Consider the following 12403-nt stretch of genomic DNA (forward strand, 5'->3'; position numbering starts at 1 on the left):
CGCGGGCCTAAGTCGCTGCGGCGCCGTCGGTTTGGGCGGCCGCCGCTGCCTGCCTCCGGGCGTGCTCGGACGGCAGCACCTTGTCCTTGAAGACCGTCTGAATCAGCTGCTGCACATCCTTGCTGATCGAGGCGAGCGCGACGAGATCGTTCGAGCTCTGCCAGTGCACGCGCATACCCATCAGCTCCCAGGCCCGTTTCAGGTTGGCCTTGGTGAGCATCAGCGTCGTCAACGGCGCCTGGGCGATGTGCCGCGCGATGGCGTCGACCCGGGTATCCAGATCCTCCCGCTTGACGACCTCGTTGACCAGTCCGACCTCCAGCGCCTTCTTGGCATCGATGACCTCGGCGGTGAACAGGTAGTAGGCGGCGCGGCGCCAGTTCATGAACACCCAAGGCTCAATGGAACACTCGCCCGACGGCATGCCGAATCCCTGCAACGGCGGATAGGAGAAGTAGGCGTCCTCGGCGGCGATGACGATGTCGGTGGTCAGGCCCATGTGAGTGCCGCCGCCCACGCAGTAGCCGTGCACCTGGGCGATCGTCGGCTTGGAGAACTCCCACAGGTTCAGCGTCGGCTTGACGAAAAGATCCGACTGCGCCTTCCACGGGTGCCCGGTCACCAGTGCGTTCTCGACGAAAGACGGGTAGTCGACGGCGTTATTGCCGATCGCGTGTCCCGAGCAGAAGCCCTTGCCGTTGGCTTTGAGCACCAGCACTTTGATGTCGTAGTCGCGGTCGGCGTCCTGCAGCGCGACATCGACTTCCTCGGCCAGCTTCTGGTCCTGCGCGTTGGCCTTCTCCGGCCAGTTGAGCGTGATCTTCGCGATCGGACCATCCTTCTGGTAGATTATGCGTTCGCGAGTCTCGTTGAGGTCCATGTACTTTGCCTTTCCTCATGACGTGATGACGCCGATTTCGGCGCCGATGTCGTAGGTCGTCCCGACCTGCCCCGTCCATTGCACGGTCCCAGACGCCCCGGCCTCGATTTCCTGTTCGACCTTCTCGGTGGCGATGACGTAGATCGGTGTGCCCGCCTCTACGTGTTCGCCGGCATCGACGAGCAGGTCGGTCAGTTCGGCCTCGGCGACGGCCACCGACACCCGGGGAATGCGAATAATGAAATCAGCCATGGACTTTCGCCCGATCCAAGGTCCGACCCGCTGCTTCGACGATGCGGGCCGGCGACGGGTAAACCTGCGCCTCGAGCGCGGCGGCCGCCGGATTGGGGACGAAGCGGGCACCGACCCGTTCAACGGGCGCGGCAAGCTCGCCGAACAATTCGGCTTGCAGGATCGCGGCGATCTCGGCTCCCGGTCCGGCGAATTGCACCGCGTCATGCACGATCACGACGCGGCTGGTGCGGCCGGCGGACTCGACGATGGTTTCGACGTCCAGCGGCACCAGGGTGCGCAGATCGACGACCTCGGCGCTGACACCCTGCTCGGCCAGGGTGGCCGCAGCGGCAAGCGCGTCGTGCACGCTGCGCCCGTAGCTGATCACACTCACGTCGGTGCCGGGGCGTTTGATATCGGCCTGCCCCAACGGAATTGAGAAATCCGGGTCGACCGGCACAAGCCCCTTCTTGCTTTGCAGGCGGATCGTCTCGACGAACAGGCACGGATCCTCGTCGCGGATCGCGGCGGTCAACAGTCCTTTCCCGTCGCGCGGAGTGGCCGGCACGATGACCTTCATCCCGGGGATGTGCATGAACCACGCCTCGAGGCTCTGCGAGTGCGTGGCCCCGGTGGCCAGCCCGGCGTAGACCTGGGTCCGGATCGTGATCGGCGCCGTCGTGCGCCCGGCGGTCATGAACCGCAGCTTGGCGGCGTTGTTGATCAGCTGATCGGCCGCGATGCCGATGAAGTCCATGATCATGATCTCGGCGACCGGCCGCAGGCCGTCGATCGCCGCGCCGATCGCCGCGCCGACGATGGCGGCCTCCGAGATCGGGGTGTCGAGTACGCGGTCGTGTCCATACTTCGTCGACAGCCCCGCGGTGGGGCCGGATGCCCCGGGATCGGCGATGTCCTCGCCGAGCAGGAAGACCCGATCGTCGGCCTGCATGGCCTGATCGAGCGCGAGGTTCAGCGCCTCGCGCATCGTCATCTCTTTTTCGTCCATGACCTCACACCGGATATCCGATCGGGGTGGCGTATACGTCGCGGCTGAGTTCCTCGACCGCTGGGGTGTCGGCGCTCAGCACCGTGCGCAACGCCGTCTCCACCGCGTCCAGGGCGCCCCGCTCGATAGAGTCGAGTTCGTCCCGGCTGCAGATCCCGGTGTTGGCGAGCCGGTTACGGAACCTCGGCACGGGATCGGCCGCCAGCGCCGCGGTCAACTGATCCTTGGGCATATAGGGCATCCGGTCACCGAAGTAGTGGCCGCGGAATCGGAAGGTGACGCACTCGAGGAAGGTCGGGCCCGCGCCCGCGCGCGCCCGCCGCAGTGCGTCGTCGAGTGCGGACTTCACGACCAGCGGATCGTTGCCGTCGACACGAAGGCCGGGCATACCGTATCCCGCCGCGCGGTCGGCGACGCGTTCGAGCTTCATGGTGTCGCCGGTGGGTGTCATCTCGGCGTAGAGATTGTTCTGGCACACGAACACCATCGGCAGATCCCACAGCGCTGCCATGTTGGCCGCTTCGTGGAAGGAGCCGGTGTTGGTCGCGCCGTCGCCGAAGCTGACCACCGTGACCCGATCGAGGCCCTTGCGTCTGGCGGCCATCGCCAGTTCGACGGCCACCGGTGGCCCCGCGCCGACGATGCCGGTCGAAAACATCACGCCCTTAACGGGATTGGCGATGTGCATGGTGCCGCCCTTGCCTCCGCTGGCGCCGACGACGCGGCCCATCATCTCGCCGTAGATCTCCTCGAGCGGCACCCCCTTGCCGATCAGATCGTGTAGCCCGCGGTAAGTCGTCACCAGCTGGTCGTCCGGCCGCAGCGCGGTCCCCATCGCGGCGGCGATGGCCTCCTGCCCGCGCGACGGCCAGTACACGCACATGAATTCGCCGGTGCCGATGCCCGCCGAAAGCCGGTCATCGGCCGCCTTCATCAGCACCATCAGCTCATAAATTCGACGCTGGGTCTCCTGGGTCTCGCTCACTGAGGCGTCCCGTTCCCGTTGCGAGACAACACGACCGGGCTCATGCGCCCGGCCAGGGCTTGACCTTGAGGAAGCCGCCGCCATCGACCCGCAACTGCTGTCCGGTGATGTAGCGCGCCGCGTCCGAGGCGAGGAAGAGCACCGCTTCGCTGATGTCCTCGGGTTCAACGTAGGGGATCGGCATCGCCTGGACCAACGGGAAAACCGGTTCGGCGTCCTCGCGGGTCGGATTCTTCAGGTCCGGCCGGAACGCCCGGTACATCGGGGCGCTGTGCAACATGTCGGTGTTGACGTTCGTCGGGTGTATCGCATTCATCCGGATGGAGAACCGGGCCAGCGCCAGCGCAAAGTCGTTGACGTAATGCGCGGCAGCCAGTTTCGCGAAAGCGTATCCGGCTCCGCCCGGGCCGCCGTCGATCCCGGTCGTGTTCATCGACGACATGAAAGCCGCATTGGAACCGATCACGATGATCGACGCCCCGGCCTGCAGGTGCTTGAGGCCGGCGTGGACGAGATTGAGCACCCCCAGCAGGTCGACGTCCACCGCGTCGGCGAACGCCTGTGGGGGCAGACCCGCCGTCAGCGGGCAGATGCCGGCGTTGGCGACGACGACGTCCAGATGCCCCAACTCGGCGACCCCCTGGTCGATCGCGGTCGACAGGGCCACCCGGTCGCGCACGTCCGCAATCGCGGTGACCGCGCGTTGCCCCTCCTTCTCGACCAGTCGCGCCGTCTCGTCGAGGTCTTCGGGCCGGGCCAGGGGGTACTCGTTGGTTTCGATGTCCGCGCACAGATCCACCGCGATGATGTCGGCACCCTCGGCCGCCAGCATCCGCGCGTGCGAACGTCCCTGACCGCGTGCGGCGCCGCTGACAACGGCCACTTTGCCCGTCACCCTGCCCATCGTCCGCCCTTCGCTTGGTGTCTACACCGACGATCCGCGTTGGGGCCCAACGCAGCTAGCGCACCAGGGGTCGGGATATGCCAAAGATCGGCTCCATCGCATCTCTGCTACGAACAATTACGCGTGGCTGCACCCGGGCTGCCAATATCCCTTACAGTAACTAAAATCGTTAAAATAGCAAGAAAGCGCACGGAGGGGATTCGACAATGTCAGGGGTGCTGCATGGAGTCCGGGTGGTCGAGTTGGCTTCGTGGACCTACGTCCCGTCGGCGGGGGCGGCATTGGCCGATTGGGGCGCCGACGTCATCAAGGTGGAGGGTGTCGCCTTCGGCGACCCCGGCCGGGCCCTGGTCGTCGGTGGATTCACCCGCGAAGCCGCCCGCCCGGACGCCGACTTCATCCTCGAGTTGGGCAATCGCGGCAAGCGCAGCATCGCGGTCGACGTGAAATCCGAAGTCGGTCGCGCCTTGTTCGGCCGGCTGTTGGCCAGCGCCGACGTCTTCCTCACCAACTGGTTGCCGGGCGCTCTCGAGCGGGCCCGGCTGACGGTGGAGGACATCCGCGCGTTCAACCCGAATATCATCATCGGCCGCGGCACCGGGCTGGGGGTGCGCGGGCCCGACCGCGATCGCGGCGGGTTCGACGCCGCCACGTATTTGGCGCGCGGCGGGGTCGCCTACACGCTGACCCCGTTCGGTATCGATACGCCTGCCGTCCAAGGGCCGGCATTCGGTGACTTGCAGGGCGGGGCGACGCTGGCCGGCGGCGTATGCGCGGCGCTGTTCCACCGGGAACGCACCGGCGAGCCGACCGTCGTGGACTCCTCGCTGCTGGCGCAGGCGATGTGGTCCATCGCGCCGTCGATCTCGGCGGCCGATTTCTTCGATATCGACGGCATCCCCGGCGCACCACCCGGTTTGGCCATCAACCCGCTGGTGAACCGGTATAAGACCAAAGACGGTCGATGGATCCAGCTGGTGTTCCTACAGCCGGACAAATTCTGGGCCGGCTTCTGCAAGCGAATAGGGCTGGGCGAGCTGGCCACCGACGAGCGGTTCGTCCCGTCGAGCAACCTGATAGCCAACGCGGCCACGGCCACCGAAATCGTGGCGAATGCCTTCGCCGGCCACGACCTGGCGCACTGGCAAAAGGTGCTCGCCGATGAACCCGGCGTGTGGGGCGCCCTGGCGACACCGCGAGAGACCCTGAACGATCCGCAAGTAGAACCGAATGGATATGTGGTGACGAACACCGATGACCACGGCGAGAAATATCGGCTCGTCGCGGCGCCCGTCCAATTCAACGAGACACCACCGGATCCGGCCCGCGCACCGGAGCATGGCCAGCACACCGAGGAGATCCTGCTCGAGCTCGGCGTCAAATGGGACGACATCGCAAAAGCCAAGGATCTCAATGCGATCCTCTGACCCCTCGCCGAGCCGCGACGGTTGACAAACGGCCCCGTTGTCAAGGACCAAAGTCATTGGCTGCCAATAATCTGATGACCTCGAGCGCCACGAGCCGTAGGTTTGTGCCTGAGGTACACCATGGCCACGTTCATGCGCAACAGCGACGCCTTCACCTGGGCGATGGAAAGTGATCCACGGCTGCGATCAACCGTCGTCAGCATCGTGTTGCTGGATCGATCCCCGGACTGGGATCAAGTACGCGAACGATTCGACCTGATCAGCCGGGAACTGCCGATGTTTCGGCAGCGGGTGGTGTCGTTGCCGGGGGCCGCCCCGCCGCGCTGGGAACACGTTCAGGACTTCGACCTCGACTACCACATCCGGCGCACCGTCTGCCCCGGGGCCGGCACGCTCGCCGACGTCCTCGAGATCGCCCGGGTGGCCGAGATGCAGGACTTCGACCGGGCCCGGGCGCTGTGGGAGGTCACGCTGATCGATGGCGTGAAAGACGGCGGTGCGGCGATGATCTGCAAATTCCACCACGCGCTCACCGATGGAATCGGCGGCATCCAGATCGCGATGAAGCTGTTCCACCTTGCCGAGCAGCTCTATGGGCATGAACCGTTGCCGCCCGAGCCGCAAGGTTCCAGATCATCGTTGCTCGGGGGTTACCGCGAAATCTGGGGTTACGAAACCAAGCTGCTTGGTGCGAGCTTGGCGGGGGCGGTCCGGGCGGCACCCCGCCTGCTGTTCGACAGTGTTCGCCGGCCGGTTGCGACGGCCCGATCGGCCGCGGCCACCACCGCGTCGGTCTACCGAACGATCCGGCCGATAGCGCGGACGGGGTCTCCGCTGGCGACCGAGCGCGGGCTGATCCGGCGTCTCGGTGTGTACGAGGTCCCGATGCCGCGATTGCGGGAAGCCGCGCATCGGTGCGGCGGCGCGCTGAACGACGCGTTTGTCGCCGGGGTGGCCGGCGGGCTACGCCGATACCACGAGGAACACGGAGTCCCGATCGGCGATCTGCACCTGTCCATGCCGATCAGCCTGCGGACACCGGCCGATGGCGTGGGAGGTAATCGGATCACGCTGATGCGGTTCGATGTCCCCGTGGGCGAGGCCGACCCGGCCGCCCGCGTCAAGGCGATACACCAGCGCACCGGCGCGGTGCGCGACGAAAGATCGCTGCCTTACACACAATTGATCGCCGGCGCCCTGAATCTGATGCCACGGTGGTACATCGGTTCGGTGCTGAGCCACGTCGATTTCCTGGCCAGCGATGTGCCGGGTGTTCCGGTGCCGGTCTTCCTGGGCGGCGCGGCGGTGCGCGCGCAATACGCGTTCGGCCCGACCATCGGCGCGGCCGTCAATGTCACGATGCTGACCTATGTCGAAACCTGCGCGCTGGGCATCAACGTCGATACGGTCGCGATACCCGATTTCGACGTCTTTTACGACGCTCTCGTTGCCGGATTCGGCGAGATATTGTCGCTGGCAGGTTAAGTCGTCGCGGTGCGGCTTCGTGGGTATCGGCCACCGATTCGTGTCGACACGGTCACAGGCGCATATCGATGTCAGCCGGGGTCTGGCACAACGGCGCGATTCCACAAATCATGGCACAGTGCGCCTTTCAGAATCGCGCTCGCGAGTCATGGTTATTCGCAGCGATTCTGGTCCGCTATGTGGGTAGCGGACCTGACAGCGGGCGCAGCAGGAGGTATGCACCGCATGATGGCGAACTGGGTTCCCGCGCAGACTTTGTGCGGTCCCGGCTCGGGCCGCATCCTGGACACTGCGCGGGGGATTCTCATCGGGCTTCGCCGCTGCCGTTCGGACGCGGCTCTCGACGAATTGCACACCGCGGCAATGCGACACAGGGTCCCGGTATTCGCCATGGCGTGGGCACTGGTCCACCTCGCGGGCCAGGGTGAGAAGACCTCCAGTTTCGCCGAGGCTCAGTCCGCGGCGCGCCACGAATGGGGTCAGTTGTTCGGGCGACCGGCCACGGCCACCTGCTGAGAAATGTCCAGGAACTTGGCGCGGCCAAGGTTCCGGGGGGTGCCTTGGCCGTTGCCAGCCATCCTCGGCCCCGCGTGAGCCAACCGCCATCCGGAGGTTCGAAAATCGGCGGCCGGCAGATCTTGACGACGACTTCAGGTCCCGTCAACGACTCCACACGGGCGAGTCAGCCGCGGTGCGCAATGCTGCGACGATGCGTTCTTCCTTCTCCAGGAAGCGGTCGGTAGGCGCCGGCACCGAGATGGCGACCACGTTGTCGCCCACCGCCCGGCGCGCGATGGCCGCCGCCGAGATGCCCGCGGTGTGTTCCCCACGATCGAAAGCGATTCTGGTGCATCGGATCTCGTCGATCTCGCGGCGCAGCCGATCGGCGACCTCGGGAGTAAACCTGGCAAGCACGGCCCCGGCATCGGCATCGTCCAGGGCCGCCAGTGCCGCCTTTCCATTGGCCGACACCTCCAGCGGGAAGCGAAGACCCACCGCCGAGACCGCCCGCAGGCGGTGCGATGATTCGATCTGGTCGACAAACCACATGCGCTGGCCGCGCAGGATCGACAAGTCGACGGTTTCGCCCTCGGTCGCGCGCGACACACGCTCGATCGTCGGCCGGAAGATCGCCGCGACGTGCGGTCCGGCGACGCTGCCGAACCCCAGCAGCCGCTCGCCGAGCGAAAAATGGCCGCCCGAATCGACGCTGGCCAGCCCCACCTCCACCAGGCCGACGAGCAACCGGCGCGCCGTCGACTTGGCCAGTCCCAGCCGCTCACCGAGGTCGACGAGGCGTAACTGCCCGGGCTCGGCGGCAATTTCGTCGAGCGCCGCGGCGGCCCGGCGCAGGACCTGGATGCCCTCGTCTCGATTCGTTTGCTGATCTGGTTCCCCGCGCGGCACTCTTCCACTATAGTGATCCGCATTACGGACTGTAAAGAACCGCAATATGGATCCTAGGAGTTCCCGATGAGTGCGCTACCGGCAGGGCGACACTATTTCCGCGGTGACGACGGCTACGAAGCCGCCAGAAGCGCGACCGTTTGGCATGCACGGGTGCCCCAGCGCTACCCCGAGGTGATCGTGCAGGCCGTCGACGCCGACGACATCATCGCGGGCCTCCGCTATGCCAGGGCCAACGGCCACCGTGTCAGCATCGTCTCGGGTGGGCATAGCTTCGCGGCCAGCCATCTGCGCGACGGGTCCGTGCTACTCGACGTCAGCCGCCTCGATCACGCCACGATCGACACCGAGAAGAGCCTTGCCGTTGTCGGCCCGGGCAAGGGCGGCAGTCTGCTCATGGCCGACCTGCAAGAGCGGGGCCTGTTCTTTCCCGGTGGCCACTGCAAGGGCGTTTGCCTCGGCGGCTACCTGCTGCAGGGCGGCTACGGCTGGAACAGCCGGATCTACGGGCCGGCCTGCGAGAGCGTCATCGGGGTCGACGTCGTCACCGCCGAGGGCGAACAAATCCATTGCGACGAAAACAATCACCCCGACCTGTACTGGGCTGCCCGCGGCGCCGGCCCCGGCTTTTTCGGCGTCGTCACGTCGTATCACCTCAAGCTGTACCCACGCCCGGCCGTGTGTGGCACCAGCGCCTACCTGTATCCGTTCGAACTGGCCGACGAGGTCTACACCTGGGCCCGCAGCATCGGTGCCGAAGTGGATCCCCGGGTCGAGTTGCAGGCCGTCGCCTCGCGGGGCGAACCCACCATGGCCATCACGGACCCCGTCATCTCGTTCGCGTCACCCGCCTTCGCCGACTCCGAAGAGGAAGCGGAACAGGCGCTGGCCATCTTCGGCACCTGTCCGGTCGCCGACAAGGCGCTCGTCAAAGTTCCCTACATGCCAACGGATTTGCCGACGTGGTACGACGTCGCGATGACCCACTACCTGTCCGACCACTACTACGCCGTGGACAACATGTGGACGTCGGCGCCGGCCGAGGACCTGCTTCCGGGCATCCGGAACATCCTCGACACCATGCCACCCCACCCGGCCCACTTTCTCTGGCTGAACTGGGGGCCGGTCCCGCCCCGCCAGGACATGGCGTACAGCATCGAGGACGACATCTACCTGGCGCTCTACGGCTCCTGGAAGGATCCAGCCGACGAAGCGAAGTACAGCGACTGGGCGCAGTCCAACATGGCCGCGATGTCCCACCTAGCGAGCGGGATTCAGCTGGCCGACGAGAACCTCGGCCAACGCCCGGCGCAGTTCGCCAGCGATGCGGCGATGGTTCGCCTCGACAAGATACGAGCAGACTACGATCCCGACGGGTTGTTCAACAGCTGGATGGGGCGACTCTGATGGCCGACGATCTTTATCTCGGCTATCGCGGCGACGACGCGAGCACACCGTTCGGCAGGTTCTTCAAGCCCGAACTGGCCCCGCTGCCAGGACATGTCGTCGAGGCGCTGCACCACGGCCCGCAGGGCGGCATGGCACTGCTGGCATTCGAGGAGGCCGGGAGCATCGCCGACGAGGGCTATCAGCAGACCGAGAACGGCTACGGAGTGCTTGACGACGGCGGCTACCACGTCGCGGTGCGCACCGATATGCCCGGCGTCACCCCCGCGATGTGGTCGTGGTGGTTCGGCTGGCACGGCTGCGACACCCGCCGGTACAAACTGTGGCATCCGCGCGCGCACCTGTCGGCGGCCTGGAAGGACGGTGACGACGCGGGCCGTACCGGCGCCCAGCGCTACATCGGCCGCTGGTCGTTGATCAGCGAGTACATCGGTTCGTCAAAGCTCAACGGCGCAATCCAATTCGTGGATCCGGCCGAGATGAACTGTCCGCCCGACAGCGATGGCGCAGTGGCCATCTGCGCCCGGCTGGGCGCCGCCGACGCCCCGGTGGACGTCGGCTGGTTTGTCCACCACGTCCGGTCGACCCGGGACGGGTCCGAGATGCGGTCGCGGTTCTGGATGGGCGGACCCTACATCTCGGTGCGCAAGGCGCCGGGCGTGGCGTCGCGGGCGGTGCGCCCCATCGCAGCACGGATACTCGGCAACGCGGAATCCGGAGCCCGCAATCTGCTGGTGCACTGCGCGCAGGAGATGAACCACCTGGCCGGCTTCCTGCCCGAGCTCCATGCGGCCTTCGGCGACGAGTAGAAGCCGCGACTATTTCCCGGGCGGTAGCTGCCGCGGGCCTTCGGGTGCGTGAATTTCGCGGGGCCCGTCCCGTTGCGTCAGCTCTCGCGAGCCGCCGCCGTCCGCCAGCGAGAGCTCGTCGGCGCCGGTCGATGGCAACGACGGGCGGCGTCCGCGGCTGCTGCTCACCCGGTGGTGGGCCCGCACATAGCCGTCGTCCGAGGCAGGGTGGTCAACCGGAGCGGACCGGCGCGGACTCGGCTCGGCGGCCTCCGAGCTTTCGGCGTCGATCGTGACCCGGTGGGTCCGCCTGAGCGAAAACGTAATCTCCTCAACCTCTTCGAAGACCTGACGCGCGGCCCGCAGCGGCTGCGTGGTGGTGTCGATCACCCGTGCGACGAACGGCGGCACCAGTGGCCGGATCCAGCGGGCCGCCGCCTTGGTCGCGTCCTGAATCGACGGGATCAGCGGCGCGGCCGGCTGCGCGTGCGGTTCGACCTCCCCGCGCGGCGCGGCTGGCGCGGGCAAGTTGGGCGTGATCTCCGGGGCCGCCGCGTCGGCGTCCAGTGCGGCGGAAGGCAATTGCGTGATGGCCCGGCTCGCCGCCTCGGCCTCGGCGGCGATCGGCAAGTAGACCTCGTCGGCCGCGCGGGCGAACGCGCGCTGCGACGTCGCCTGCGCCGGGGCTTCAAGGGCCGCGGTGACCCGGCGGCGTTGCTGTTCCCGGTCGATTTCGGTCTGCGCCTCGATGGCCAGGCGGGCCTGGGTGAGTTGGTGCTCGGCCCAGAGCATTTCGGCCTCGCGGCGAACTTCGGCCCGTTTGATCGCGATCGCGGTGTCGGCATCGAGTTGGGCCCGTTCGCGCTGCGCACGATCCGTGGCACGGCGATCGTGGGTGGTCTCGCCGCGCCACCGGCGCAGGATCAACGGCAGCAGGTAGACCAGCACGCTAGCGGCGATGGTCAGTAGCCGTAGCGTCAGTGCCCCGCCGCTGGCCAGCGTGACGTCGTTCATCGCGACCCAACGGGCGCCGAGGCCCGCCCCGGTCGTCGCGAGCGCGCTGCGGCGCGCGTCGCTGACCGCCTGCTCCCGGTGGGCGACCGTTGCGTCCAGCTCGGGTGCCTGCCGGTCGCGCGCGGCCAGCGCATTGGCCAACTCGCGCTGGGCATCGCTGAGAAGGTCGTTGGCCGTGTGTGTTTCGGGTCCTGCGCCAGGGACGCCGGTGATGCGGGTTTGCGGGCAAGCCGGGGTCGGGTTGTACTCACAGCGCGCGACGATGAGCGCCTTGTCCTGGTTCGCCCGAGCCTGCTCGACGGCGGCGTCCAGGCCGCTGCGGGCGTCCCGTGCCTGCTGCAGCGCCCCCGACGCCTGGGCGACCGCGGGCGTCGCGTCGGCGGCGCGCAGGGCGCGTTCGTCGAGGCGGCGATCGATCGCCCCGGAAAACACGACGAGTGCGGCGAGCTCGCCGACGATCACGCCGACCGCCACCGCGACGGCCGCGCGCCCGGCGGTGCCCGCCCATCCGCGGTCCGACCCGCCGATGATGCCGCGTATCACGGCCCCCACCAGCAGCCCCAGTACCAGCGTCGCCGGGACGACGGCAAAGGGGGACCAGCGCGTCGCCTCGCTCACCGCCGCGGCGGCGACAAGCCACGCCAGGACGGCACCCAGCAGCACCACGGCGCCGGCAACGGCGTGGCTGGACCGCTCGTGCCGCTCACCGAGTTCGCCCCAGTGGCCGCCGCCGAGCCAAGCGAGAATTCCACCGACGCCGGACCGGCGCGGCTCTGTCACATCGTGGGCGCTCATCAGACCCCCAACACCTCTACCTCACCAAGCCTCCCAGGCCACCGACCGACACACCGAATCGGCGTGCG

At 67.3% G+C, this 12403-nt stretch carries 12 protein-coding genes; 5 read left to right on the forward strand and 7 right to left on the reverse strand.

Annotated features, from left to right (window positions below):
• Positions 1-7 precede the first annotated feature (7 nt).
• The 5 genes from MSG_RS12545 to MSG_RS12565 all read right to left on the reverse strand — a co-directional run bounded on the left by MSG_RS12545 (position 8) and on the right by MSG_RS12565 (position 4012).
• Positions 8-880: an enoyl-CoA hydratase-related protein gene (locus MSG_RS12545; RefSeq protein WP_096440021.1), complete on the reverse strand. Its 873-nt coding sequence runs from the start codon at positions 878-880 to the stop codon at positions 8-10.
• 15 nt (positions 881-895) lie between these two features.
• A complete protein-coding gene (locus tag MSG_RS12550) occupies positions 896-1132 on the reverse strand; it encodes a biotin/lipoyl-containing protein (RefSeq protein WP_096440022.1) in 237 nt (78 codons plus the stop codon).
• Positions 1125-2123: an alpha-ketoacid dehydrogenase subunit beta gene (locus MSG_RS12555; RefSeq protein WP_096440024.1), complete on the reverse strand. Its 999-nt coding sequence runs from the start codon at positions 2121-2123 to the stop codon at positions 1125-1127. The genes MSG_RS12550 and MSG_RS12555 overlap by 8 nt, the downstream gene beginning before the upstream one ends.
• A gap of 4 nt (positions 2124-2127) precedes the next feature.
• The gene (locus MSG_RS12560; RefSeq protein WP_232011281.1) at positions 2128-3066 is read right to left on the reverse strand and encodes a thiamine pyrophosphate-dependent dehydrogenase E1 component subunit alpha; all 939 of its coding nucleotides are present in this window, start codon (positions 3064-3066) and stop codon (positions 2128-2130) included.
• 82 nt (positions 3067-3148) lie between these two features.
• Positions 3149-4012: a mycofactocin-coupled SDR family oxidoreductase gene (locus MSG_RS12565; RefSeq protein WP_096440028.1), complete on the reverse strand. Its 864-nt coding sequence runs from the start codon at positions 4010-4012 to the stop codon at positions 3149-3151.
• Between the two features lie 206 nt (positions 4013-4218).
• On the opposite strand from MSG_RS12565, the gene MSG_RS12570 reads away from it, so the two are divergent.
• The 3 genes from MSG_RS12570 to MSG_RS12580 all read left to right on the forward strand — a co-directional run bounded on the left by MSG_RS12570 (position 4219) and on the right by MSG_RS12580 (position 7440).
• Positions 4219-5439 carry a CaiB/BaiF CoA transferase family protein gene (locus tag MSG_RS12570; protein ID WP_096440030.1) on the forward strand — a complete coding sequence of 407 codons (1221 nt, stop codon included), beginning with the start codon at positions 4219-4221 and terminating at the stop codon, positions 5437-5439.
• A gap of 120 nt (positions 5440-5559) precedes the next feature.
• Positions 5560-6924: a wax ester/triacylglycerol synthase domain-containing protein gene (locus MSG_RS12575; RefSeq protein ID WP_096440032.1), complete on the forward strand. Its 1365-nt coding sequence runs from the start codon at positions 5560-5562 to the stop codon at positions 6922-6924.
• A gap of 225 nt (positions 6925-7149) precedes the next feature.
• A complete protein-coding gene (locus MSG_RS12580; RefSeq protein ID WP_096444434.1) occupies positions 7150-7440 on the forward strand; it encodes an ANTAR domain-containing protein in 291 nt (96 codons plus the stop codon).
• Between the two features lie 144 nt (positions 7441-7584).
• On the opposite strand, the gene MSG_RS12585 is transcribed toward MSG_RS12580, so the two are convergent.
• Positions 7585-8331, reverse strand: a complete 747-nt coding sequence (locus tag MSG_RS12585) for an IclR family transcriptional regulator (protein WP_096440034.1) — start codon at positions 8329-8331, stop codon at positions 7585-7587.
• 66 nt (positions 8332-8397) lie between these two features.
• Here MSG_RS12585 and MSG_RS12590 point away from each other — a divergent pair, with 66 nt between their 5' ends.
• Positions 8398-9738, forward strand: coding sequence for an FAD-binding oxidoreductase (locus MSG_RS12590; RefSeq protein WP_096440036.1), 1341 nt, complete (start codon positions 8398-8400; stop codon positions 9736-9738).
• Positions 9738-10547, forward strand: a complete 810-nt coding sequence (locus tag MSG_RS12595) for a DAPG hydrolase family protein (RefSeq protein ID WP_096440038.1) — start codon at positions 9738-9740, stop codon at positions 10545-10547. Before MSG_RS12590 ends, MSG_RS12595 begins: the two co-directional genes overlap by 1 nt.
• A 9-nt stretch (positions 10548-10556) precedes the next feature.
• Here MSG_RS12595 and MSG_RS12600 read toward each other — a convergent pair whose 3' ends face one another.
• The gene (locus MSG_RS12600) at positions 10557-12335 is read right to left on the reverse strand and encodes a DUF4407 domain-containing protein (RefSeq protein ID WP_096440040.1); all 1779 of its coding nucleotides are present in this window, start codon (positions 12333-12335) and stop codon (positions 10557-10559) included.
• Positions 12336-12403: the final 68 nt, after the last annotated feature.

It is taken from the genome of Mycobacterium shigaense (assembly GCF_002356315.1).
GTDB classification, from domain to species: Bacteria; Actinomycetota; Actinomycetes; order Mycobacteriales; family Mycobacteriaceae; genus Mycobacterium; species Mycobacterium shigaense.

Coding starts and splice junctions, on each gene's coding strand:
- MSG_RS12580 (WP_096444434.1), top strand. CDS start 7,150: ATGATGGCGAACTGGGTTCCCGCGCAGACTTTGTGCGGTCCCGGCTCG.
- MSG_RS12560 (WP_232011281.1), bottom strand. CDS start 3,066: ATGGTGCTGATGAAGGCGGCCGATGACCGGCTTTCGGCGGGCATCGGC.
- MSG_RS12565 (WP_096440028.1), bottom strand. CDS start 4,012: ATGGGCAGGGTGACGGGCAAAGTGGCCGTTGTCAGCGGCGCCGCACGC.
- MSG_RS12575 (WP_096440032.1), top strand. CDS start 5,560: ATGGCCACGTTCATGCGCAACAGCGACGCCTTCACCTGGGCGATGGAA.
- MSG_RS12550 (WP_096440022.1), bottom strand. CDS start 1,132: ATGGCTGATTTCATTATTCGCATTCCCCGGGTGTCGGTGGCCGTCGCC.
- MSG_RS12570 (WP_096440030.1), top strand. CDS start 4,219: ATGTCAGGGGTGCTGCATGGAGTCCGGGTGGTCGAGTTGGCTTCGTGG.
- MSG_RS12590 (WP_096440036.1), top strand. CDS start 8,398: ATGAGTGCGCTACCGGCAGGGCGACACTATTTCCGCGGTGACGACGGC.
- MSG_RS12600 (WP_096440040.1), bottom strand. CDS start 12,335: ATGAGCGCCCACGATGTGACAGAGCCGCGCCGGTCCGGCGTCGGTGGA.
- MSG_RS12595 (WP_096440038.1), top strand. CDS start 9,738: ATGGCCGACGATCTTTATCTCGGCTATCGCGGCGACGACGCGAGCACA.
- MSG_RS12545 (WP_096440021.1), bottom strand. CDS start 880: ATGGACCTCAACGAGACTCGCGAACGCATAATCTACCAGAAGGATGGT.
- MSG_RS12555 (WP_096440024.1), bottom strand. CDS start 2,123: ATGGACGAAAAAGAGATGACGATGCGCGAGGCGCTGAACCTCGCGCTC.